Source organism: Nocardioides kongjuensis (genome assembly GCF_013409625.1).
Taxonomy (GTDB): domain Bacteria; phylum Actinomycetota; class Actinomycetes; order Propionibacteriales; family Nocardioidaceae; genus Nocardioides; species Nocardioides kongjuensis.
The window spans coordinates 2116147-2137619 of sequence record NZ_JACCBF010000001.1 but is presented as its reverse complement, the minus strand read 5'-3'; the positions used below and the strand labels follow the sequence as shown (position 1 = coordinate 2137619).

The window sequence follows — 21473 nt, the reverse complement described above, 5'->3', positions numbered from 1 at the left end:
CACCGAGGAGGCGGCATGGGGGCCGAGGTCGCAGCGGCGATCGAGACCTGGCTGGCACAGTTCGCGGAGGCGGCGCTGAAGCCGGCGGAGGTCGACCACTTCGTGCGCAGCGTCGACGACGAGATCATCGCCGCGATCCCCGAGATCGCCGGCGACCCGGCACTCGTCGAGGACCTGCACGCCTCGACCCGCGCCCACTGGCGCAACTTCCTGGTCGGCATCTCCGAGGAGTTCCGGCTCGCGCTGCCGCCGTCGGCGATCGCGTTGAGCCTCTCGATCGCCCGCCGGCACCTCGACATCAACGTGCTGCTCAAGGTCTACCGGGTCGCCAACAAGAGCGTCTTCCGCTACCTCACCGAGCACACCCGCGCCGAGGCGCTGCCCCCCGGGCTGCCGCGCGACGAGACGCTGATCACCCTGTGGCTGCGGGCCGAGCGCTGGATCGACGAGTCCATCGAGCAGCTGATCGACCACTACACCGGCGAACGGGCGCTGCTCGCCGAGGGCGCCCACGCCCGCCGCGCGGAGACCATCGAGGCGCTGGTCTCCGGGGCGGAGCCGACCACCGCCGCCGAGCAGGTGCTCGGCCACAAGCTGATGCTGTGGCAGACGGCGTTCGTGCTCTCGGCGCCGCCCGAGCGCGACGTCGACGTGCCCTTCTTCGACGTCGCCGTGCAGCTGTGCCAGCAGCTCGGCCTGCCCCGACCGCTCACCCACCTGACCGGCAGCCGGGAGCTCTGGGGCTGGGTGGCCACGCCCGACGAGCCGTCGTACGACCTCGCCGAGGTCGCCGAGGCCGTGGCCGACCTGGGCCTGCACCTCGCGGTCGGCCGCCCCAGCCACGGACCGGCCGCCTTCCGTGCCAGCCACCTGCAGGCCGTGGCCGCCCAGCGGATCGGCCTGCGCGCAACCGCGCCCTGCCACGACTACCGCCAGGTCGAGCTGGTGAGCCTCCTGGGCCACGGCGAGCTCACCCGGGCCATGGTCCGCCGGGTCGCCGGTCCGCTCCTCGGCCGCAGCAGGGGTGACGACGCGCTGCGCGCCACCGCCCTGGCCTACCTGCGCGCCGGCCAGAACGTCGACGCCACCGCCGAGCGGCTCTTCGTCCACCCCAACACGGTCCGCTACCGGGTCGGCCGGCTCGAGGACCTGCTCGGCCACCGGATCACCCGGGACGCCGCGATGCTGGAGGCGTCCCTGGCCTGGCTGGAGGTGTACGGCGCGGAGGGGCTCGGCTAGACCGTCGCCCGCAGCCCGAGGTCCCTGATCGCCAGCTGCGCGGCGCGGTAGCCCGCCATCCCGTGCGCGCCCGGTCCGGGCGGTGCGGCGGCGGAGCACAGGTAGACCCCGCGGGCGCCGGTCCGGTACGGGTTGCGGCCGGGGCGCGGGCCGAGGAGCAGGGCGCCCGGCGACTTGGCGCCGGTGAGGATGTCGCCGCCGACGTAGTTGGTGTTGCCCGCCGCGAACTGCCCCGGAGCGGTGACGTGGACGCCCACGATCCGCTCCCGGAAGCCGGGGGCGAAGCGCTCGACCTGGGCGGTGATCGCCTCGGTGGCGTCGCCCTCGTAGCCCGCCGGGACGTGGGCGTAGCTGTAGACCGGGTGCACGTCGCCGCGGGAGCGGGACGGGTCGGCGACGTACTGCTGGCCGAGGAGGACGAACGGGCGCTCGGGCATCCGGCCGGAGGCGACCGCCTTCTCGTTGGCGATGATCTCGGCGGGGCCGCCGCCGAGGTGGACGGTGCCGGCGCGGGCGAGGTCGGCGTCGCGCCAGGGGACGCCATGCTCGACGGCGAAGTCGACCTTGAAGGCGGCCGGTCCGTAGCGGTAGCGGCGGTAGGACCGGCGCGTGCCGGCGGGCAGCCGGTCGCCGTACAGGTCGAGGGCGGCCGTCGGGGAGAGGTTCAGCAGAACGGCGTCCGCGGGCGGCAGCTGGTCGAGCGAGGTGACGCGCACGCCGGTCTCGATCCGGCCGCCGTGGTCGAGCAGTGCCTTGGCGAGCGCCTCGGTGAGGGCGTGGGTGCCGCCGACGACGACCGGCCAGCCGTCGTGGTGGCCGGCGGTGAGGATGCCGGTGCCGATCGCCGAGGAGACGACCTCGGTGAGCGGGCGCATCGCGTGGGCCGTCGTACCGAGGAAGAGGGCGCGGGCCTGCTCGGTGCGGAAGAACCGGGCGAGCAGCGCGGCCGGGAGGACGGTCGGGGCACCGAACCGGCCGAGCAGCAGCGGGTGGCGGGGGAGGTGGACGACCGGGCCGAGGATGTCGGCGGCCAGCTTGCCGTAGGCCCGCGACGGGCCGCCGAACAGCAGCCTCCAGCGCCGCGCGTCGGCGCCGAGGCCGGCCGCGGTCTGCTCGACCGAACGGTGCAGCAGCGCGGGCGCGGCGTGGTCGAGCGGGTGGGCGGCGTCGATCTCGGGCCACGCCCACTGCAGGCCGTAGCGGTCGAGACCGGCCAGGGCGGGGGAGCCCACGGCCATCGGGTGGAAGCCGGCGCAGTGGTCGACGAGGATGCCCTCGCCGAACGGCTGCGTGGTGCGCGTGCCGCCGCCGATCTCGTCCGCGGCCTCGAGCACGGTCACCTGCGCACCGGCGCGGGCCAGGGTGAGCGCGGCGGCCAGGCCGTTGGGCCCGCTGCCGATCACGAGGGTGTCCGTCATGGTTCGACCGTACGGCGCGTGGCGGGTCCGGGCCCATGTCCCGCGGGGCCGGACTTCGGGGACCGGCTTTGGTCCCGGCGCACAAGGCCCACGGGTCAGCCCGCCTCGACCAGCACCGCGCCGCGCAGCCAGTGGCAGGCGGTCAGCGCGAGCTCGATCGCCTGCCGGTCCGAGCCGATCGGGCGGCCCAGTGCCTTGGCGGCGGACGCGATCCGGTACTTCACGGAGTTCTTGTGCATCAGCATCGCCTCGGCGGTGGCGGTGTAGCTGCTGTCGTGCTGGAAGAACAACAGCAGCGTGTGCCGCAGCCGCTCGTGCTGCTCGTCGTCGCGGGCGAGGTCGCCGAGCGTCTCGCGCACCCATGCCCGCGTGGTGTCGAGGTCGTGGGTGAGCAGCGAGGCGACCTTGAGGCCGGGCTCGTCGAAGCCGGTGACGCTCCGGCGCGGGTCGTCGCCGACGGTGGCGACCTGCTGGGCCTGCAACGCCTCGAGGTGGGTGCGCCGGAAGCCCTCGACGCCGGAGGCCGCACGGCCCAGCGCCAGGCGGGGCACGGGCGGCTCGCCGACCGTGGCGAGCCGGGACGCGAGGGCGCCGAGGTCGGGCACGGTCTCCTCGGGAACGGCGAACCAGGCCCACGCGGTGGCCCGGTCGTGCGGCACGAGCAACGGCGTGCCGCGGGCCCCGAGCTCCTCGGCGATCGTCGCGGCGGCCCGGGTGAAGCGGGTCAGCTGGTCCTGCTGGGCGCCGGTCTCGTGGACCCACAGCACGGCACCGAGGTGGGGCACGCGCAGCCGGTAGCCGAGCACCTTCTCGGCGGCGTCGACGTCGCTCACGGTGCCCGCGACCAGCTCGTCGACCCGGCCGGAGCGGGCGCTGTTGCGCTCGGCCAGCCACCGCTCGCGCTCGTCCTCGTAGACCGTGATCACCCGCTGCGAGATCCAGTCGATGTAGTCGAAGGTGACCTCGACGACCTGCTCGTACGCCGCGGCCCGCGCCGCGGCCGGCGCGTCCATCCGCTCGCACTCGGCGAACACCAGCTCCAGCAGGTTCTGCTGCCCGAGCCGGTAGGCGCGGACCAGTGCGCTGACGGGGACGCCGCGCTGCGCGAGCCGTCGCGCGTACTCGTAGGCCGCCGACGGCGGCTCGATCTTGTCGAGCGCGATGCCGTGGCGCAGCGCGTTGAGGATGTTCTCGATGTTGCCCTCGATGCTCGCGTAGAGCAGGTCGATGATGACGGCGTCGCCGTCGAGCTCCTCGATCCTGGTCGCGAGCCGGTCGCGCAGCGCGCCGGTGAGGTCGGCGAGCCGCGGCTGGAGTGCGGCCGCGACCGCCTCGACCAGGTCGCCTCCGGTTCGCTCTGCCACGTCCGCATCCTCGCAGAACGGCTCAGACCCGACTCGGCTCACGCAGCAACCCCTTCACCAGCTTGCCGACCGAGTTCTTGGGCAGCGCGGTGCGGACCTCGAAGTCCTCGGGCACCTTGTAGCGCGCGAGGTGGGCCGTGCAGTGGGCGCGCAGCTCCTCCGCGGTCACGACCCGACCGGGCCGGGGTGCGACGTACGCGACGGGTACCTCGCCGAGCACCGGGTCGGGCCGGCCGACCACGGCCGCCTCGAGCACCGCCGGGTGCGCGTAGAGGCACTCCTCGATCTCCTTGGGGTAGATGTTCTCGCCGCCGCGGATGATCAGGTCCTTGATCCGGTCGACGATGCTCAGGTACCCGTCCTCGTCGATGGTGCCGACGTCGCCGGTGTGCAGCCAGCCGTCGCGGACCACCTTCGCGGTCTCCTCGGGCCGGCCGAGGTAGCCGCGCATCACGTTCGCACCGCGGATCACCACCTCGCCCCGTGTGCCCGGCGGCAGCTGCTCACCGGACGGCGAGACCACCGCGACCTCCTGGCCGGGCAGGGCGATGCCGACCGTTCCGGGCTTGCGCGGCCCGTCGAGTGGGTTGATGTTCGAGGCGACGCTGCTCTCCGAGAGGCCGTAGCCCTCGACCACGGGTACGCCGAACCGCTCCTCGAAGCGCACGATCAGCTCGGCCGGCATCGGCGCCGCCCCGCACACCAGGAACCGCAGCGAGGAGGTGTCGACCTCCCGCTCGGTGCGGGCGTCGAGCACGGCGTAGATCGTCGGCACCGCGGAGAAGTACGTCGGCCGATGGCTCTCGACCAGGTCCCAGAAGGTGTCGGGGGAGAACCGCGGCGCGACGACCACGTCGCCGCCGGCCCGCAGCGGCGCGAGGGTGCCGGCGATCAGCCCGTTCGCGTGGAACAGCGGCAGGACCAGCAGGCTGGTGTCCGCGGCGGTCAACGAGAAGTGCTCGACCAGCGACCCGCTCATCGCGTCGAGGTTGGCGTGGTCGAGCAGCACGCCCTTGGGCCGTCCGGTCGTGCCGCTGGTGTAGATGATCAGCGCGAAGTCGCCCGCCGTGGCGACCGGGCCGTCGTCCGGCTCGGTCGCTGTGCCGTCGGCTTCGTCGGCATGGATCGAGGCCGCGTCCAGCCACGCGATCCCGACGGAGGCGGCGAGCGCGCGGGCCCGCTCGTCGCCCACCAGCACCGCGGCCGCCGAGTCCTGCAGTTGGTAGCGGGCCTCGTCGTCGGTCAGCGCCGCGTTGACCGGCGTGAGCGCCGAGCCGCGGTACCAGGCGGCGAACATCGTGGTGACGATCTCCGCGCAGTTCGGCAGCATCACCGCGACCGTGTCGCCGGGGGCGACGCCGACGCGGCCGAGCCGCTGTGCGAGACGCCGCACGTCGGCCGCGAACCTCGCATTGCCGAGGTCCCGCTCGCCGTCGCGGACGCAGGACCCGGTGGGGTCCTGCTCCGCGCGGGTGAAGGGGATCCGGGCCAGCGGGCTCATGCCGTCACTCCGAGCACGCGACGGTGCTGCGGGTGCCGCCAGGTGACGGTGGTCGGGATCGGGCCGTTCGGCAGCCACGGCTGCTCCTTGACGCAGTCGGAGACCAGCCAGGTGCCGCGCTCGACGATGCCGAGGGCTGCGTCCATCACGAAGTACGCCTGGGTCTTCTTGTGGATCGGCTGCGACTCGACCCAGACCACCACGAACTCGCCGGGTGCGAAGCCGATCCGCCGCTGGATCGCCTCGATGAGCTGGTCGTCGTGCAGGTGACCGTCGCCGAAGTTCCAGCCGATGACCGAGTTGCAGCAGAACTCCGCCTCGCGCAGCGAGTAGGTCTCGTACTCCTCGCCCAGGTAGTCCTGCATCACCGAGAACAGGCCGCGGCCCTGGCTGTGCATCGAGCGCCAGCCCAGCGTCATCTGCAGGGTCATCTCGGCGACGTCGGCCGGGTAGCCCATGCCCTCGACGAGCTGGTCGATCTGGTTCTTCGCGGGCTTCCTCAGCTGGTTGAGCTTCGCCTCCGCGCCCGGCGCGAACGCCCAGGTGGCCGAGGCCCAGTTGCCGGCGTACTGCCGCATCGAGGGCAGGAAGGAGACCAGGTCGGGACGCAGGTTGCCGAGCACCGGGAAGAACACGAGCGCCGCCACGAACACCGGCAGCATCCACGGCTGGCTGAAGTCGCCCACGCCGTAGCCGTCGCCCGCGAAGTGCCCGGCGAACAGGAACACCGTGATGTAGGCGAACAGGATGTTCCACTCCAGCGGCACGGCGAGCGGGAACGTCTGGGTGATGAACAGGTGGAAGAGCACCATCGAGCCGACGGCGAGCAGGGTGATCGTCCAGCTCGTGCTGAGCAGCAGGACCAGCGGGACGACCAGCTCGGCCGTCGTACCGAGGACGTGGGCCATGAACCAGGCGAACCTCGACGGCCTGAGGTCGTCGGGCAGCGAGCGGTAGTGCGCGCGCTTGACGAGCCTCGGGGCGAACGGCGCGTTGGAGACCATCGGCGGGACGACGTTCTCGAAGTGCGCGTTCATCTTGGAGATCGCCGCACCCACCCAGACGATCACGATGACGAGCTTGGCCGCGACGACGAAGTCGACGAAGGTCAGCACGCTGCCGGCGAGGCTCGAGATCAGCAGGATCGGCAGGTACTGCTCGCCACGGGCGGCGAGGAACAGGATCTTGTCGCGCAGGCCGCAGAGCACCAGGAGAGCGGCGGAGACGGCCATGAGACGCGGGTCCACCATCTCGACGCCGCCGAGACCGTCGATCGTGGTGCTGCTGCCCGCGACCGCGGCGACCAGGAAGCTCGCCAGGGTCGCCAGGTAGAGCAGCACGTCGAGGACGCTGCGGTTGTCACCGGCGGTGAACGGCACCTTGCCCGGCCACGGTGGCAGCCGGATGGTGTCGGGTCGCGCCCAGTAGGCGATGCCGCCGGTCATCGGCTTGAAGTGCGCCGCGAGCGGGCCCCAGGTGCCGCCGATGCCGAACAGCTCGAGGAACAGCGTCCAGAGCACCAGCTTCTGGTAGATCACCGGCTGGTCCCACCACTGCCCGACGTCGAGCGGGCCGCCGACACCGGAGGTGAGGGTCGCGAGGGCGATGCCGCCGCCGATGTGGAGGACGAGCAGCTTCACGATGTAGATCGTGTGCACCATCTTCGGGGTACCGAAGCCGTACTCGGTCCAGAAGGTGGCGAGGAAGCGGATCCGCTCCTGGCGGGGGCGGGCGAGCAGCTCCGCCGGGTCGACGGGCGGGGCATCGGGGGTGAGGAAAGGCATCGGTCTGGCTCCTTCGGGACGGGCCGCCGTGGCGGATGCCTCGAAGGTAGGTTCGCGACCGTGTCGACGGTCACGGCCGCGACGACCGAAGATCCGCGACGCCTTCGTCCCCGACGGACAACGGCTCGCGAGGTGGCTACGGTGGGCCTCATGCGGGTCCCCGAGTTCTCCGACGAGCAGATCGCCGCCGACCTCGCCGCCGCGGCCGCCGAGCTGGGCGAGCCGCTGACGGCCTCGGCGTACGACGGCTGGCAGCGCCGGCGCGTCGCCGCCTCGCCCGCGCTGCTGATCCGCCGGTTCGGCTCGTGGAACGCCGCCTGCGCGCACGCCGGCGTCGCGACCAACAAGACCCGGTCGACCAGCCGGAGGTGGAGCGACGACGACGTCGTGGTGATCGTGGCGCGCTACCTGGCGCAGCCCGGGAGCACCGGCTCCTTCGCCGACTACGCGGCCTGGGCCAAGGCGCAGGACGGGGTGCCCAGCGGTGCGACGCTGCGGCAGCGGTTCTCGTGGGCCGAGGTCAAGAAGCGGGCGTCCGGCGGACAGCTCGTCGAGCAGCGCGAGGAGCCCCAGGTCAGGCGGCGGGGTAGGGGGCCGTCCTGAGCAGCGCGGCCAGGTGCGCGGCGTTGGCCGCCAGCGTCCTGGTGGTCCCGGCGGTCTTCTCGGGCTCCGGGTCGAGGTCCTGGTAGTCGGTCGACTGCATCGCCTCGCCGACCCAGTAGGTCACGCCGTTCGCGGGGATCGTGAACCCCACGTCGCCCAACGCCTGGTGGACCTCGGCCGAGACGTGGTGGGCGCCGTCCTCGTTGCCGACCACCGCGACGCCCGCGACCTTGCCCGAGGTGGGCATCCGGCCCTCGTCGTCGCCCTCGTCGGTGCTGACCCCGTAGGCGACGTGGTGGTCGGTGACGCGCACCAGCGTCCCCTGCACGTCGTGCTCGGCGAGCGCCGCCAGCACGCGGCGGCCGAGCAGCTCGGAGCTCGAGCGCGCAGGCGACGGCTTCAGCGTGCAGCAGAGCACCAGGGCGCGCAGCGGTCGACGGGTCTCGGTGTCGTCCATGGGCCGGGCAGTACCCGGGCTGCTGCGGGGGAGCCGGGTCAGGCCAGCGCGATCGCCAGCAGCACGACGCCGACCGCCGGCAGCGCGAGCTGCGTGATCGCGGCGCGGGCCTTGTCGGGCGAGGACAGCAGCAGGACCAGGCCTGCGGCGACCATCGAGCCGGCACCGGTGAACACCAGGGTCGCGCCCACCCGGTTGTCGTCGGCGCCGAACGCCGCGATGCCGCCGGCGGTGACGAGGGCGAGGAAGAGGTTGTAGAAGCCCTGGTTGAAGGCCAGCTCCTTCGTCGCCTCGGCCTCGGCCTGGCTGGTGCCGAAGGTCGCACGGGTGCGCGGACTGGTCCAGGTCAGCGACTCCATCACCCAGATGTAGACGTGGAGCAGGGCGGCGAGGCCGGCGAACACCAGCGCAGCAGCGGTCATGTCAGGGATTCTGGCGCTCGGTCGTGGTGGTGTCGAGGTACGCCGTCAGCCCGGTCGGCGGGCGCCCCGTCAGCCGCTCGACGTCGTCGGTGACCCCGGCCATCTCGCCGGCCGCGATCGCGGTGTAGGTGGAGACCCAGGCGTCGTACTGCCACGGCGGGGCCGGCCAGCGCCGCCGCGACGCGTAGGCCTCCTCGACGGTCTCGTCGTGGTAGCGGACCGGGCGGCCGGTGTGGTCGGTCAGGATCACCGCGACCTCGGTGAAGGTGGGCGCGTCCGGGCCGGTCAGGTCGTAGGTGGCACCGGCGTGGTCCGTGGCCGCGAGCAGGACGGCGACCGCGCTGGCCGCCACGTCGTCGCGGGTCACCGCCGCCACCCGGCCGTCGCCGGCCGGCCCGCGGATCACGCCGTCCTCGCCGACCAGGTCGGGCAGGAAGTCGAGGTAGAAGTTGTCGCGGAGGAAGGTGAACCCCATCCCGGACGCGCGCAGGTGCTGCTCGGTCGCCCAGTGGTCGCGGGCCAGGGTGAAGGTCGCGTCGGGCGCCGCGCCGTAGAACGACGTGTAGACGACCTGCTGCACACCTGCCGACGCCGCGGCGTCGACGAAGGCGAGGTGCTGCTCCAGCCGGTCGGCCGACTCGGCGGCCGAGACCATGAGCAGGGTCCGCACGCCCTCGAGCGAGGCGCGGGCCAGGTCGCGGTCGCCGTACGTCGAGCGCACGACCGTCGCGCCCGGAAGCTCCGGCGCGCGGGCGGGATCGCGGACCAGCAGGCGCTGCTCGACGCCACGCGCCGCGAGGGCCCGGGCGACACGTCCCCCGAGCCCTCCCGTCGCGCCGGTGACCGCAAGGGTCACAGGAGACCTTCCTTCGTCAGCCAGTCCTTCGCGATCGTCGCGGCCGGCAGCTCCTCGTCGACGCTGCGCGCGTCGAGGTCGACCAGGTCCTCCGGCGACATCGCGGCGCTGACCTTGTCGACGATCTCCTCCGCCTTGTCGCTGAGGTCGTCGCTGGCGACCGGGACGACGTGGGAGGCGAGGAAGAGGCCCTTGGTGTCCTCGAGGGTCACCAGGTCGTTCTTCTTGATCGACGGGTCGCCGGTGTAGATGATCGCCAGCTGGATCGAGCCGTCCTTGAGCGCCTTGACGGTCAGCGGGCCGCCGCTGTCCTCGATCGGCGTGAACGAGACGTCGACGCCGTAGGCCTTCTTGAGCCCCTTCGGGCCGTTGGGCCGGTCCTCGGCCTCGGAGTTGGCGCCGAAGGTCATCTTCTCGGTGACCTTCGCGAGGTCGTCGATCGTCTTCAGGCCGTACTTCTCGGCGAACTCGCGGGTCACGACGTAGGAGTCCTGGTCGGTGGCGGGGGACTGGTCCAGCACCTCCAGGCCCTTCTCGTCGGCGGCGTCCTCGAGCTCGGCGTACACGTCGTCGGCCAGGCGGGCCTTCGTGTCGGGCTTCCAGACCTGCAGCAGCGGGCCGGTGTACTCCGGGAAGAGGTCGATCTTGCCGCTCTCGATCTCGGGCAGGTAGCCCTCGCGCTGCCCGATGCGGAAGTCGCGCTGGACCTTGATGCCGCCGGCCTCGAGCGCCTGGGCGTAGGCCTCGGCGATGATCTCGTTGGAGTAGTAGTCCTGGGAGCCGATCACGATCGTGTCGCCGCCCTTGCCGCCGTCGCCCGCGCTGAGCGGGTCGTCGCTGCCGCACGCGGTCAGGGAGAGCGTGGCGGTCGCGAGCAGGGCGACGCCGAGGGGGATGCGGGTCATGACGGAACCTTTCGGGTGGAGGGACGGCTGGCCCGCTGGAGGGCAGCCATGGTGAGGTCGAGCAGGAGGGCCAGCGCCGCCACGAGCAGTGCGCCGGCGAGCATCTCGTCGTAGTGGCGGGACTTCAGGCCGGCGAACAGGTAGCGGCCGAGCCCGGTGTCGGAGATGTAGGCCGCCAGCGTGGCCGTCGCGACGACCTGCAAGGTCGCAGCCCGCACACCTCCGAGCAGCACGTCGGCGCCGAGCGGGATCTCGACCCGGGTGACCAGCTGCCACTCGCTCATCCCGACCGCCCGGGCCGCGTCGACGGCGCCGCGGTCGGCGGCCTCGACGCCGGCATAGGCGCCGGCGAGCAGCGAGGGGAAGGCGAGGGCGACCAGGGCCAGCAGCGGCGCCGTGAGGCCGATGCCGAGCGCGAGGCCGAGCAGGGTGAGCAGGCCGAGGGTGGGCACGGCGCGCACGGCGCCGGCGAGCGCGACCACGACCAGCCGGCCGCGGCCGGTGTGGCCGATCAGGATGCCGAGCGGGAGCGCGACCACGGCCGCGATGGCGACCGCGGCGAAGGTGACCAGCAGGTGCTGCACGATCCGGTGGTCGATCCCGGTCGGCCCTCCCCAGTGGGAGCCGTCGGTGATCCAGGCGAGGGCGTCGGCGAAGAGGTTCACGTCGCTGCCCCCGTCGGGGTCGCCGCCCGCCACGGTGTGGCGATCCGGCCGAGACCGACCAGCAGCACGTCGAGGACGACGGCCAGCAGCATCGTGCCCAGGACGCCGGTGACGATCTCGGCGCGGATGTCGCGCTGGAAGCCGTCGGTGAGCAGGTTGCCGAGGCTCGGGATGCCGACCAGGGCGCCGATCGTCACCAGGCTGACCGTGCTGACGGTGATGACCCGGATCCCCGACAGCAGCACGGGAACGGCGAGCGGCAGGTCGACCTTCCAGAACAGCCCGGAGCGTGAGTAGCCCATCGCCTCGGCCGCCTCGCGCACCCGGGCGTCGACGGAGCGGAACGCGTCGGCCGCCGTGCTCGCCAGCAGGGCGGTGCCGTAGACGGCCAGTGCGACGACCAGGGTCAGGCCGGAGCGCAGCGGGATGCCGAGCAGGACGGGGATGACGATGAGCAGCGGCAGCGCGGGCACGGAGTAGAGCAGGCTCGCGGTGCCCAGGACGACGGTCCCGGCGCGGGGCCAGCGCCAGGCGATCCGGCCGAGCACGATCGCGACGAGCACGCTGACCGCGATGGCGGGCACGGAGAGCCGTACGTGCTGGACGAGCATGTCCAGCACGTACGCGCGGTTGGCGTCGAGCCAGGTCACTCGAGGACACCCACCGGTCGTCCGTCGCCGTCGACGACCACGCTGCGGCCGTCGATCTCGACGGTGCGCAGCGCCCGCTCCGCGCGGTCGGCGCCGATGAAGTCGCGCACGAACTCGTCCGCGGGAGCGGCGACGATCTCCTTCGGGGTGCCCGTCTGGGCGACGATCCCGCCGGTGCGCAGGATGACCACCTCGTCGCCGAGCCGGAACGCCTCGTCGATGTCGTGGGTGACCAGCACGATGGTCTTGCCGAGCTCGGCCTGCAGCTGCAGCAGCTGGTCCTGCAACCCGCGGCGCACGATCGGGTCGACCGCGCCGAACGGCTCGTCCATCAGCAAGACGTTGGGCTCCGCGGCGAGCGCCCGGGCCACCGCGACCCGCTGCTGCTGACCGCCGGAGAGCTGCGCGGGGTAGCGCTTCCCGAGGGCGGGGTCGATCCCGACCCGCTCCAGCAGGGCCAGGGCGGCGTCGCGGGCCGCGCGCTTCGGCGTACCGGTGAGGACGGGGACGGTCGCGACGTTGTCGACCACCCGCCGGTGGGGGAGCAGGCCCCCGGCCTGGGGCACGTAGCCGATGGAGCGGCGCAGCTCGACCTTGTCGAGGTCCTGGACGTCGCGCTCGTCGATCAGCACCGAGCCCGTGGTGGGCTCGACCATCCGGTTGACCATCCGCATCAGCGTGGTCTTGCCGGACCCGGAGGTGCCGACGAGGGCGAGGGTGCGGTGGGAGGGGACGGTGCACGAGAAGCCCGTCACGGCGACGGTGCCGTCGGGGTAGGTCTTGCCGACGTCGCGGAACTCGATCCCCATGCGTGGCACCCTACGGTGCCGGGCGGACAACGGGGTGGAGATGCGCGCCAGCAAGGTGCGGGCACGGTGCGAGGCGCCGCGCCCGGGCGAGGCTCCCGCTCGTCGCGGAACCATCGAGGCGACACCCGGGTTTCGCCCCGATCCGTCGGGTACCACCCGGTCAACCGACGAGAGGAGCACGAACCATGAGCACGATCGAGAAGTCCGTGACCGTCGACGTCCCCGTCCGCACGGCGTACGACCAGTGGACCCAGTTCGAGACCTTCCCGTCCTTCATGGAGGGCGTCGAGGAGGTCCGCCAGCTCGACGACACCCACCTGCACTGGCGAGCCGACATCGCGGGCGTGCACCGTGAGTGGGACGCCGAGATCGTCGACCAGACGCCTGACGAGCGGATCACCTGGCGCGCCCTCGGCGGCACGAAGAACGACGGGACCGTCTCCTTCGCGCCCGACGAGCTCGGCCAGTCGACGCGGGTCACGCTGCGGATGGAGTTCGAGCCCGAGGGGATCGTGGAGAAGACCGGCGACGCGCTGCGGATCATCGACCGGCGCACCGAGGGCGACCTCGAGCGCTTCAAGCAGTTCATCGAGACCCGCGGCACCGAGACCGGTGGCTGGCGCGGCGAGGTGAAGCCGGGGGACGCCGACAACCCGGCGATCTAGTCAGTTTCACCGGCCGGCCGGTGAAACTCGCGCTGGGACGAGGAAGCATCATCGTCCCAGCGCGAGTTTCGTCGTCCAGGCTCGTGGTTATGTCGCCTCGGAGGCGAGCGCCACGATGGCGTCGAACCGCGCACCCATCTGCTCGGCCAGCGCCTGCGCGGCCCTGAGCGGGCGCACCATCACCATGAAGTCGCTGATCAGGCCGTCGTCGTCGAGGACCAGGAAGTCGCAGCCGGTGATGTCCAGGCCGTCCACGGTCGCCTCGAAGACGAGGGCGTGCCCGTGCTCGTCCGACAGCTCGCGCAGGTAGCGGAACTCCTCCAGCACCTCGATCACGTTCGCCAGGATGGCGCCGGTGATCGCCTTGCCCAGGTAGGGCTTGTGGGCCACCGGGCTGCGGAAGACGACGTCCGGCGCCAGGCACGCCTGCATCGCAGCGACGTCGCGGGCCTCGACGGCCGCCCGGAAGGCGGACCCGGCGCTCACGGGGGCGCTCACAGCGCTGCCGCCAGCTCGGTGCCCTGCTTGATCGCGCGCTTGGCATCCAGCTCGGCGGCGAGGTCCGCTCCACCGATCAGGTGCACCCGGCCGGGGAAGTCCGAGGCGAGCAGCTCGTCGTACAGGCCGCGGACCGACTCCTGGCCGGCGCACACGACGACGTGGTCGACGTCGAGCACCTGCGGGGTGCCGTCGACGGTCACGTGGAGGCCGGCGTCGTCGATCCGGTCGTAGGTGACGCCGCTGAGCTGGTGGACGCCGAGGTCCTTGACCGCGGCGCGGTGCACCCAGCCCGACGTCTTGCCGAGGCCCTTGCCCTGCGCCGACTCCTTGCGCTGGAGCAGCCAGACCTCGCGGGCGGGGGTGCGCGGCGCCTTGTCGGTCACACCACCGCGTACGACGGCCGGGTCGGCGACACCCCAGTGCGCCTTCCACTCCTCGACCGTCTCGGGCGTGTGCGCCAGGAGCTCGGTCACGTCGAAGCCGATGCCGCCCGCGCCCATCACCGCGACCCGGGCGCCCACGGCGACGCGGCCGGTGATCGCGTCGGGGTAGGAGACGACCTTCGCGTGGTCGATGCCGGGGATGCGCGGCGTGCGCGGCTCGACACCGGTGGCGACCACGACCTCGTCGTACCCGGTCAGCACGTCGGGCGTGGCCCGGGTCGCGAGCTTCACGTTGACGCCGAGGACCTCCATGCGCCGGCGGAAGTAGCGCAGCGTCTCGGCGAACTCCTCCTTGCCGGGGATCTGCATGGCCAGCCGGAACTGCCCGCCCAGCTCGTCGGAGGCCTCGAAGAGGGTGACGTCGTGGCCGCGCTCGGCGGCGCTGACGGCGGTCGCGAGGCCGGCCGGGCCACCCCCGACGACGGCGACGCGCTTCGCGCGGCGGGTCGGGCTGAGCACCAGCGTGGTCTCGTGGCAGGCGCGGGGGTTGACCAGGCAGGAGGCCCGCTTGGCCTGGAAGGTGTGGTCGAGGCAGGCCTGGTTGCAGCCGATGCAGGTGTTGATCTCGTCGGCGCGGCCGTCGCGGGCCTTGGTGACGAGGTCGGCGTCGGCGAGGAACGGGCGGGCCATCGAGACCAGGTCGACGCCCTGCTCCAGCACGGACTCCGCGACGTCGGGGGTGTTGATCCGGTTGCTCGCGCACACCGGGATCGAGACCTCGGCCTTGAGCCGCAGCGTGCTGTCGACCCATGCGCCGCGCGGGACGCTGGTGACGATCGTGGGGACCCGCGCCTCGTGCCAGCCGATGCCGGTGTTGAAGACGCTGGCCCCGGCCTCCTCGAGCTTGTGCGCGAGGTCGACGGTCTCCGCCCAGGTCTGGCCGTCGGGGACGAGGTCGAGCAGCGACATCCGGTACATGACGAAGAAGTCCGGCAGCTCCTGGCGGATCCGGCGCACGACCTCGACGGGGAAGCGCATCCGGTTCTCGGCCGAGCCGCCCCACTTGTCGCTGCGACGGTTCGTGCGTGCCGCGAGGAACTGGTTGATCAGGTAGCCCTCGGAGCCCATCACCTCGATGCCGTCGTACCCGGCCTTCTGCGCGAGCTTCGCCGACGCGACGAAGTCGTCGATGGTCCTCTCGACCGCGCGTCCGGACAGGGCGGACGCCTTGAACGGGGTGATCGGCGACTTGGTCGCGCTCGCCGAGACGCTGAACGGCGTGTAGCCGTAGCGGCCCGCGTGCAGCAGCTGCAGCGCGATCCTGCCGCCGTTCGCGTGGACCGCCTCGGTCACCCGCTGATGGCGGTGCGCGTTGAGTCGGGTGGTCATCTGCGAGCCGAACGGCAGCAGCCAGCCGCGCACGTTGGGGGAGTAGCCGCCCGTGACAATCAGGCCGACGCCGCCGGCCGCGCGCTCGGCGAAGTACGCCGCGAGCTCGTCGATGTGCCAGGGCCGGTCCTCGAGGCCGGTGTGCATCGAGCCCATCACCGCGCGGGACTGGAGCTCCAGGCCGCCGACGGTGGCCGGGGTGGTGAGCAGGGGGTAGGCGGTCATCGGGACTCCTTGCGGGTGTGGGCGTCGAGGTACTCGGTCAGCCAGCGGATCCAGAACTCCTCCATCAGGAGGCCGCCGCGCAGCACGAGGTAGATGTCGAGGTCGGCGTCGTCGAGGGCGCTCGGGTCGGGGAAGTCGCGCGCGGCCAGGTACTCGTAGAGCGAGAGCCGCTTGGTGTGCTCGTCGAGCTGACGGCGCAGGTCGTCGAGGAGCGCCGCACGGTCGCCGTACGACGCCCCGCGCATCTTGACGCCGACGCTGCTGCGCATGGCGTCGGGCGTGGTCGGCTCGCCGATCCAGCGGGCCAGCTCGGCGCGGCCGGCGTCGGTGACGGCGTACACCTTCTTGGTGGGTCGGTCGGCCTGCGCGACGGCCTCGGAGGTGATCCAGCCGTCGCCCTCCATCCGGCCCAGCACGCGGTAGATCTGCTGGTGGGTCGCCGACCAGAAGAACCCGATCGACGCGTCGAAGCGCCGCACCAGGTCCGAGCCGGAGGCGGCGCGTTCGCTCAGCGACACGAGGATCGCGTGCTCGAGGGCCATGGCCCCAGCGTGCCCCAGGCCGCGAGGCTATGCAACTAGTTGCGCAACTTGTTTCAGGTGGTGCGCGTCACGCCGAGGCGCGGCGGCGCAGGAATCGCCGCTGAAGAGGTGATGCCCGCACGCCCCACCGTTCGCAGGGCCCGCGGCGGGGATCGCCGGACGTCAGCGCAGCGCTCGGAACTCCTTCATCCGCCGGAGGTAGCCGCGCAGCCGCACCGCGGGCACCGGGCGCGGCCAGTCGCCGGCGCGGAACCAGGCGTCCGAGCCGCCGTCGACGAAGACGACGCTGCCGCACAGGAAGTCCGCGGCGTCGGAGAGCATGAACACCACCCACGCGGCCAGCTGGCCGGCGTCGCCGAAGCCGCCGATCGGGACCGGGAACGCCCTGATCCGCTTCGCCTCCGCGGGAGTCGCGAGCTGCTGCTCGAGCAGCGGCGTGAGGATCGCGCCCGGAGCGATCGCGTTGAGCCGGATGCCGGCGCCGGCCCACTCGGGGGTGACGGCCTCGCGGCGCACCCACTGGCTGACGGCGATCTTGCTGGCGCCGTAGGCGAAGGACGGCGCCATCCTCCCGAACCTCCGCAGCGAGCCGAGCGCCTTCGGCACGTCGCGCTCCAGCAGGGCACGGACGGCGCGGCGCGGCACCATCGGCATGGTCGTCGTGGAGTTGCTGGAGAACACGACGACCTTCGCCCGCTGGGCGGCGGCCAGCGCCGGGCGCCAGGCGTCGAGCAGCTCGACGACGCCGAGGTAGTTGACCTCGGCGATCAGCCGGGCGCGGTCCCGGCCGGGCGCCGGGCCGAGGCCCGCCGCCAGGACCGCGCCGTCGAGCACGCCACCCGCGCGGTCGAGGACGGCGGCGGCCGCCGTACGCCGTCCGTCCGGGGTGGAGAGGTCCGCGACGACGTCGGCGTCCTTGAGGTCGACGCCGATGACGGTGTGGCCGTCGGCGACGAGCCGCGCGACGACGGCGGCGCCCATGCCGGAGGCGGATCCGGTGACTGCGTAGGTACCCACGCAGCCGACTCTAGAACAGGTTCTAGTTGGCCAGGGCGCGATCGGCCCGTTCCCGGGTCACCTCGGCCCACGGGCTCCACAGGAACCACCGCGGCAGGGCGTCGAGGAGGCGGGGGAGCCCGGCGACCTCGAGCCGCCCGGCGTCGAGCGCCTCCTGCCACGTGCAGTAGCCCTGGAAGACGTCGGAGAGGGCCGGGGTGCTGCCGGTGACCTCGACGTCGACGGCGAAGCCCGGGTGCTGGAGGCACACCGAGACCTCCGAGCGCTCCATGACCAGCCAGATGGTGACGGCCTCGGGCGCGGTGTGCCGGAACTCCACGACCGTGCGGCCCGGCGGCAGCCGCTCGAGGTCGACGCGGCGGTGCATCCACCACATCAGCGTGGTCGGGGCGACGTCGTGGGGGCGCAGCTCCTCGAAGAGCCACTCGATCGCCCAGCGCCCGAGGCTGTCGATCACCCGCTCGAGGTCGCGGCCGGCCGGCGTGAGGTGGTACTCGCTCCCGCGTCCCGTCGGTGCCGGCCAGGTCTCGAGCACGCCGCGGCGCTCGAGGTGACGCAGGCGCTGCACGAGCAGCGAGCGCGAGATGCCGGGCAGCGCCCGGGCGATGTCGTTGAAGCGGGTGTTCCCGAGCACCAGCTCCCGGATGATGAGCGGCGTCCAGCGGTCCGCGACCACCTCGGACGCCATCGAGACGGGGCAGTAGTTGCCGTAGTCGGGCATCTGCCCATGGTGCTCCCCGGCGCCGGCCACGGGTAGTCCAGAAGTTGGACCAGCCGGGTCGTCTTCCTGGACTGGAGGCGGCCGTCCCGCGGCCGGACATTGGTTCCATGACCAGCACACTCCAGCCCACCGCCACCCCGACCACCGCCACCCCGACCACCGCCACTCCCGCCGAGCGGGCCGCCGCCATCGGTCCCCGCATCGCCGCCCACGCCGCGCGCCACGACGTCGAGGGGAGCTTCGTCTCCGAGGCGTACGACGAGCTGCGGGCCGCGGGCCTGCTCCGGGCCGCCGTCCCCGTCGAGCTCGGCGGCGGTGGTGCCACCATCCGTGACCTGGTGGCGCTGCAGCGCGAGCTCGGGCACCACTGCGGCGCGACCGCCCTCGCCAGCGCCATGCACCAGCACGTCGTCGCGTTCACCGCCTGGCGCTACCGCCGCGGGCTGCCCGGTGCGGAGGCCACGCTGCGCCGGGTCGCCGAGGAGCAGATCCTCCTCGTGTCGACCGGGGGCGGCGACTACACGCAGCCGCAGGGCGAGGCGGTCAAGGTCGACGGCGGCTACCGGGTCACCGGTCGCAAGCGCTTCGCGAGCCAGTCGCGGCACGGCACCGTCATCTCGACGATGGCCTGCTACGACGATCCCGCCCAGGGGCGACGCGTCCTCAACCTCGCCGTCCCGGTCGCCGCGGAGGGCGTCACCGTCGCCGACAACTGGGACACCCTCGGCATGCGGGGCACCGCCAGCAACGACATCGATCTCGTCGACGTCTTCGTCCCCGACGACAAGGTCCTCGCCAACCGACCGTGGGGTGTGGTCGACCCGCCCCTCCAGGTCATCTCCAGCATCGCCTTCCCGATCATCAGCGGCGCCTACCTGGGTGTCGCCGAGGCGGCGTACGGCGCCGCGGTGGCCGCGGCCGCCCGCCGGGCCGACGACGTGGTGGTCCAACGGCAGGTCGGCGTGATGCGCGCGAAGCTCCAGGTCGCGGGCTGGGCCCTCGACGGTGCCCTCGCCCTGGTCGGTGAGGACCCCACGCCGTCCCGGGCGACCGTGCTGGCGGTGATGAACGCCAAGGCGGAGGTCGCCCGGGCCGGCGTCGAGGTGTGCGACCTCGCGATGGAGGTCGCCGGTGGGCCGGCCTTCTTCCGCGGCTCCGTGGTCGAGCGGGCCTATCGCGACGTCCGGGCCGCGAAGTTCCACCCGTTCACGCCCGAGCAGACGCTGGTCCTCCTCGGCGCCGACGCGCTCGGCGAGCCGGTGCCGATCGCGCAGTGAGCCCCGGCCGGGCGGCGGTCAGTGGGGGCCGCCGAGCACGCCGGCGTCGTAGGCCTCGAGGACCGACGCCTTGTCGCCGGCCGTGAGCGTGCCGTCGCTCACCGCCTGGTCGAGCCGGTCGGAGAGGTCCTGGCGACGCTCGGCGTCGTGGGCCGCCCGGACGTCGTCCAGTGCGGCGCTCACCTTCGCCTCGTCCAGGCCGAGCTCCTCGGCCAGTGCCTTCGCGAGCGCGGCCTCGCGCTCGGCGCGCTCGGCGTCGGTCGGCGGGGCGGGTCGCTCGCCGTCGGCGGGGCGGGCGGCGTCGCCGGGCCCCAGCTGGTCGCGCACGGCGTCGAAGGCGTCCTTCAGGTCGTCCTCGCTGACGCCGAGGGCCTTCGCCAGCGCGGCGGCGTCGAGGCCGGGGCCGTGCCCGCCCGGACCGCCGGGGCCGGGCCGGCCCGGGTCGGCGCCCTGCGTGCTGGACGAGCCGGTCGAGCCGGTCGTGTCGTCGGCGTTCGCGGCCAGCGCGGTGGCGCTCGCGCCGCCGGCGACGGCGCCGGCGGCCAGCAGGGCGGCGGCGCGCATGCGGTACTTGCTCATCGGTGCTCCTCTCGGGTCGCCCGCGTCGGTGCGGGCCTGGCTCGAACCTTCCGGGGCCCGGCTGGGCCCCGGCTGCGGTCGTGCTGGCAGGACGCTGTGAGTCCTGCCATGCGTCAGTCTTGACTAACGCGTTAGTCCTGACTAACGTGTCCGGGGTGACCGACCCGTTCAGCGCCGCAGCGGAGCCCACCCGGCGCCGCCTGCTCCAGCTGCTCGCGGCCGGTCCGCGGGGTGTCACCGAGCTGGCCGAGCAGTTCCCGGTCACCCGGTCCGCGATCAGCCAGCACCTGCTGGTGCTGGTCGACGCCGGCCTGGTCGAGGCGGAGAAGTCCGGCCGGCAGCGGATCTACCGCGTCGTGCCCGACGGCCTGCGTCGCCTGCAGGCCGAGATCGACCGGTTCTGGACCGCCGAGCTCGACCTGCTCGTCGCCGACGCCCACGACCTCGCCGACCGCTGCACCCAGGAGGAGCCATGACCTATCGCAAGACCGTCACCCTGCCCGTCCCGCCCGAGGACGCCTTCGCGCTCGTCACCCGGCCGGAGCGGCTGCGCCGCTGGCTGACGGTGAGCGCCCGCCTCGACCTGCGCGCCGGCGGCGAGTGGCGCTGGACCGTCACGCCCGGCAACGTCGCGGCCGGCGCCGTCCGCGAGGTGGAGCCGGGCCGCCGCCTCGTCCTCGACTGGGGCTGGGACCAGATGCCCGGTGACGACGGGGCCCTGGGCACGGTCACCATCACCGTCGAGCCCGCGGACGGCGGCTCCACCGTCACGCTCGTCCACGAGGGCCTCACCGCCGAGCAGGAGGCGAGCCACGCCGAGGGCTGGGACCACTTCCTCGACCGCCTCGCCGTCGCCGGTCGCGAGGGGGACGCCGGTCCCGACGACTGGGCCGCCGCCCCGGACCCGATCGACGAGATCATCGCGGGGGAGGCCGCTCTCGCGGTGCTCCAGCACGTCCTGCGCCAGGTCGGCCCCGACGACGCCACCCGCCCCACACCGTGCAGCGAGTTCACCGTCGACGAGCTCACCGAGCACCTGCTCGACTCGCTGGTCTCCTTCGGCACCATGGCGGGCGCCGAGCTGGTGCGCCGTGACGGCACCGACCTCGAGGACACCGTCGCCCTCCTCGCTGCTGACGTGCTCGAGGCGTGGCGCCGCCGGGGCCTGGACGGGATGGCGCCCAGCCCGTTCGGCGAGGCGCCCGCACCGTTCCTGGCCGGCATCGTCCCGGTCGAGCTGCTGCTGCACGCCTGGGACTACGCCCAGGCCACCGGCGCGGTCATCACGGTCAGTGACGCGCTCGTGGAGTACGTCACGGGGCTCGCCGAGAAGCTCGTCCCCGGCGCCCGCGGCCGGGCGTTCGGCGACGAGGTCGTCGCGCCGGTCGACGCCGACGCGCTGACCCGGCTGGCGGCGTACTCGGGGCGCACGCCGCTCGCCCTGGTCTGACGCCGCGACCCACGCGGTGACGCTGCCCACAGGTGAACCGGTGGTGGGGTA

General features: G+C 73.1%; 23 protein-coding genes. 6 read left to right on the top strand and 17 right to left on the bottom strand.

The window, feature by feature from the left end:
• The first annotated feature begins 15 nt into the window (after nucleotides 1-15).
• On the top strand, nucleotides 16-1239 hold the full coding sequence (locus BJ958_RS10310; protein ID WP_179726746.1) for a helix-turn-helix domain-containing protein: 1224 nt from the start codon (nucleotides 16-18) through the stop codon (nucleotides 1237-1239).
• On the opposite strand, the gene BJ958_RS10305 is transcribed toward BJ958_RS10310, so the two are convergent.
• From BJ958_RS10305 to BJ958_RS10290, 4 genes are all read right to left on the bottom strand, one after another.
• Nucleotides 1236-2657, bottom strand: a complete 1422-nt coding sequence (locus BJ958_RS10305) for a phytoene desaturase family protein (RefSeq protein ID WP_179726745.1) — start codon at nucleotides 2655-2657, stop codon at nucleotides 1236-1238. The two genes, BJ958_RS10310 and BJ958_RS10305, sit on opposite strands and share 4 nt — an antisense overlap.
• Nucleotides 2658-2752: 95 nt before the next feature.
• A complete protein-coding gene (locus BJ958_RS10300) occupies nucleotides 2753-4021 on the bottom strand; it encodes an RsbRD N-terminal domain-containing protein (RefSeq protein ID WP_179726744.1) in 1269 nt (422 codons plus the stop codon).
• A 22-nt stretch (nucleotides 4022-4043) separates the two neighbouring features.
• Nucleotides 4044-5522: a class I adenylate-forming enzyme family protein gene (locus tag BJ958_RS10295; protein ID WP_179726743.1), complete on the bottom strand. Its 1479-nt coding sequence runs from the start codon at nucleotides 5520-5522 to the stop codon at nucleotides 4044-4046.
• Nucleotides 5519-7306 carry a DUF3556 domain-containing protein gene (locus tag BJ958_RS10290; RefSeq protein WP_179726742.1) on the bottom strand — a complete coding sequence of 596 codons (1788 nt, stop codon included), beginning with the start codon at nucleotides 7304-7306 and terminating at the stop codon, nucleotides 5519-5521. Before BJ958_RS10290 ends, BJ958_RS10295 begins: the two co-directional genes overlap by 4 nt.
• Before the next feature lie 150 nt (nucleotides 7307-7456).
• On the opposite strand from BJ958_RS10290, the gene BJ958_RS10285 reads away from it, so the two are divergent.
• Entirely contained in the window at nucleotides 7457-7909 is a 453-nt protein-coding gene (locus tag BJ958_RS10285; RefSeq protein WP_179726741.1) for a homing endonuclease associated repeat-containing protein, read from the top strand.
• On the opposite strand, the gene BJ958_RS28490 is transcribed toward BJ958_RS10285, so the two are convergent.
• From BJ958_RS28490 to BJ958_RS10250, 7 genes are read right to left on the bottom strand one after another with little or no spacing between them, the layout of a single operon-like run.
• Nucleotides 7881-8366 carry an NADPH-dependent oxidoreductase gene (locus BJ958_RS28490; protein WP_179726740.1) on the bottom strand — a complete coding sequence of 162 codons (486 nt, stop codon included), beginning with the start codon at nucleotides 8364-8366 and terminating at the stop codon, nucleotides 7881-7883. The two genes, BJ958_RS10285 and BJ958_RS28490, sit on opposite strands and share 29 nt — an antisense overlap.
• A 38-nt stretch (nucleotides 8367-8404) precedes the next feature.
• A complete protein-coding gene (locus BJ958_RS10275) occupies nucleotides 8405-8788 on the bottom strand; it encodes a DUF1304 domain-containing protein (protein ID WP_179726739.1) in 384 nt (127 codons plus the stop codon).
• A 1-nt stretch (nucleotide 8789) separates the two neighbouring features.
• On the bottom strand, nucleotides 8790-9644 hold the full coding sequence (locus BJ958_RS10270) for an SDR family oxidoreductase (protein WP_343052634.1): 855 nt from the start codon (nucleotides 9642-9644) through the stop codon (nucleotides 8790-8792).
• A complete protein-coding gene (locus tag BJ958_RS10265; RefSeq protein ID WP_179726738.1) occupies nucleotides 9641-10549 on the bottom strand; it encodes an ABC transporter substrate-binding protein in 909 nt (302 codons plus the stop codon). Before BJ958_RS10265 ends, BJ958_RS10270 begins: the two co-directional genes overlap by 4 nt.
• Nucleotides 10546-11214, bottom strand: a complete 669-nt coding sequence (locus tag BJ958_RS10260; protein ID WP_179726737.1) for an ABC transporter permease subunit — start codon at nucleotides 11212-11214, stop codon at nucleotides 10546-10548. Before BJ958_RS10260 ends, BJ958_RS10265 begins: the two co-directional genes overlap by 4 nt.
• Nucleotides 11211-11864 carry an ABC transporter permease subunit gene (locus tag BJ958_RS10255; RefSeq protein WP_273517954.1) on the bottom strand — a complete coding sequence of 218 codons (654 nt, stop codon included), beginning with the start codon at nucleotides 11862-11864 and terminating at the stop codon, nucleotides 11211-11213. Before BJ958_RS10255 ends, BJ958_RS10260 begins: the two co-directional genes overlap by 4 nt.
• Nucleotides 11861-12673, bottom strand: a complete 813-nt coding sequence (locus BJ958_RS10250) for an ATP-binding cassette domain-containing protein (protein WP_179726736.1) — start codon at nucleotides 12671-12673, stop codon at nucleotides 11861-11863. Before BJ958_RS10250 ends, BJ958_RS10255 begins: the two co-directional genes overlap by 4 nt.
• A gap of 185 nt (nucleotides 12674-12858) precedes the next feature.
• On the opposite strand from BJ958_RS10250, the gene BJ958_RS10245 reads away from it, so the two are divergent.
• Nucleotides 12859-13338, top strand: coding sequence for an SRPBCC family protein (locus BJ958_RS10245; protein ID WP_179726735.1), 480 nt, complete (start codon nucleotides 12859-12861; stop codon nucleotides 13336-13338).
• An 87-nt stretch (nucleotides 13339-13425) separates the two neighbouring features.
• Here the strand turns inward: BJ958_RS10245 and BJ958_RS10240 are convergent, their stop codons facing one another.
• The 5 genes from BJ958_RS10240 to BJ958_RS10220 all read right to left on the bottom strand — a co-directional run bounded on the left by BJ958_RS10240 (nucleotide 13426) and on the right by BJ958_RS10220 (nucleotide 18116).
• Nucleotides 13426-13824 carry a nuclear transport factor 2 family protein gene (locus tag BJ958_RS10240; protein ID WP_273517952.1) on the bottom strand — a complete coding sequence of 133 codons (399 nt, stop codon included), beginning with the start codon at nucleotides 13822-13824 and terminating at the stop codon, nucleotides 13426-13428.
• 8 nt (nucleotides 13825-13832) lie between these two features.
• A complete protein-coding gene (locus tag BJ958_RS10235) occupies nucleotides 13833-15836 on the bottom strand; it encodes an NADPH-dependent 2,4-dienoyl-CoA reductase (protein ID WP_179726734.1) in 2004 nt (667 codons plus the stop codon).
• On the bottom strand, nucleotides 15833-16378 hold the full coding sequence (locus BJ958_RS10230; protein ID WP_179726733.1) for a PadR family transcriptional regulator: 546 nt from the start codon (nucleotides 16376-16378) through the stop codon (nucleotides 15833-15835). Before BJ958_RS10230 ends, BJ958_RS10235 begins: the two co-directional genes overlap by 4 nt.
• Before the next feature lie 162 nt (nucleotides 16379-16540).
• On the bottom strand, nucleotides 16541-17395 hold the full coding sequence (locus BJ958_RS10225; RefSeq protein ID WP_179726732.1) for an SDR family oxidoreductase: 855 nt from the start codon (nucleotides 17393-17395) through the stop codon (nucleotides 16541-16543).
• Nucleotides 17396-17417: 22 nt separating this feature from the next.
• Nucleotides 17418-18116, bottom strand: coding sequence for a winged helix-turn-helix transcriptional regulator (locus tag BJ958_RS10220; protein ID WP_179726731.1), 699 nt, complete (start codon nucleotides 18114-18116; stop codon nucleotides 17418-17420).
• A gap of 107 nt (nucleotides 18117-18223) precedes the next feature.
• Between BJ958_RS10220 and BJ958_RS10215 the strand changes: the two genes are divergently transcribed.
• Entirely contained in the window at nucleotides 18224-19393 is a 1170-nt protein-coding gene (locus tag BJ958_RS10215) for an acyl-CoA dehydrogenase family protein (protein WP_179726730.1), read from the top strand.
• An 18-nt stretch (nucleotides 19394-19411) separates the two neighbouring features.
• Here the strand turns inward: BJ958_RS10215 and BJ958_RS10210 are convergent, their stop codons facing one another.
• A complete protein-coding gene (locus BJ958_RS10210) occupies nucleotides 19412-19972 on the bottom strand; it encodes a hypothetical protein (RefSeq protein WP_179726729.1) in 561 nt (186 codons plus the stop codon).
• Between the two features lie 155 nt (nucleotides 19973-20127).
• Here BJ958_RS10210 and BJ958_RS10205 point away from each other — a divergent pair, with 155 nt between their 5' ends.
• Nucleotides 20128-20448, top strand: coding sequence for a metalloregulator ArsR/SmtB family transcription factor (locus BJ958_RS10205; RefSeq protein WP_179726728.1), 321 nt, complete (start codon nucleotides 20128-20130; stop codon nucleotides 20446-20448).
• A complete protein-coding gene (locus BJ958_RS10200) occupies nucleotides 20445-21422 on the top strand; it encodes a TIGR03086 family metal-binding protein (RefSeq protein WP_179726727.1) in 978 nt (325 codons plus the stop codon). Before BJ958_RS10205 ends, BJ958_RS10200 begins: the two co-directional genes overlap by 4 nt.
• The last annotated feature ends 51 nt before the right edge of the window (nucleotides 21423-21473 follow it).